Genomic DNA, 867 nt, shown 5'->3' on the forward strand with positions numbered 1-867 from the left:
GCCGCCGCCCGCCCCGCGCGCTCGCGCTCGACGCGGCCGGCGTCACGACGCTCGTCGTCGCGACCCTCGTGCTCGGCGCACCGCTGCTGTGGATGCTGCTCGCGAGCCTCAAGCGCCCCGACGAGCTGTACGCGGTGCCGCTGCAGTGGCTCCCGCAGGGCCTCGACCTGGGCAACTACGCGCAGGCCGCGCAGACCGTCCCGCTCGGCACGCTCTTCGCCAACAGCGTGGGCCTCACGGTCGCGGGCGCGGGCCTCAAGGTCGTGCTCGGCCTGTGCTGCGCGTACGCGCTGGTGTTCCTCGACGTGCCGTTCCGGCGGACCGTGTTCGTGGTGGTGCTCGCGGCGCTCATGATCCCGCCGCAGATCACGATCATCCCCAACTACACGTTCGTCGCGAGCCTGGGGTGGCTGAACACCTACCAGGGGATCCTCGTCCCGGGCCTGGCCAGCGCGTTCGGCACGTTCCTGTTCCGTCAGCACTTCCTGTCGCTGCCGACCTCGGTCCTCGAGGCCGCGCAGCTCGACGGCGCCGGACACTGGCGGCGGCTGTGGCGGTTCGTCGTGCCGATGTCGCTGCCGACCGTCGCGGCCGTGGGGCTCGTCGCGGTCGTCACCGAGTGGAACGACTACCTGTGGCCGTTCCTCGTGGTCGACGACCCCCGCAAGATGACCCTGCCCGTGGGCCTGACGCTGCTGCAGAACGTCGACGGCATGACGAACTGGGGGGTCCTGCTGGCCGCGACGACGGTCGTGACGCTGCCCGTGCTGGCCGTGTTCCTCGTGCTGCAGCGCCGGCTCGTGGCCGGCCTCACCGCGGGCGCCGTCACCGGCTGACCCCCACCGCCGCGCCCCGCCCGCTCCGCAC

At 72.8% G+C, this 867-nt stretch carries 1 protein-coding gene; it reads left to right on the forward strand.

Annotated features, from left to right (window positions below; genetic code table 11):
* A partial coding sequence (locus ATM99_RS15680; protein ID WP_062103787.1) for a carbohydrate ABC transporter permease occupies positions 1–836 on the forward strand: 836 nt, incomplete at its 5' end.
* Between the last annotated feature and the right edge of the window lie 31 nt (positions 837–867).

It is taken from the genome of Cellulomonas sp. B6, assembly GCF_001462455.1.
Lineage (GTDB): Bacteria > Actinomycetota > Actinomycetes > Actinomycetales > Cellulomonadaceae > Cellulomonas.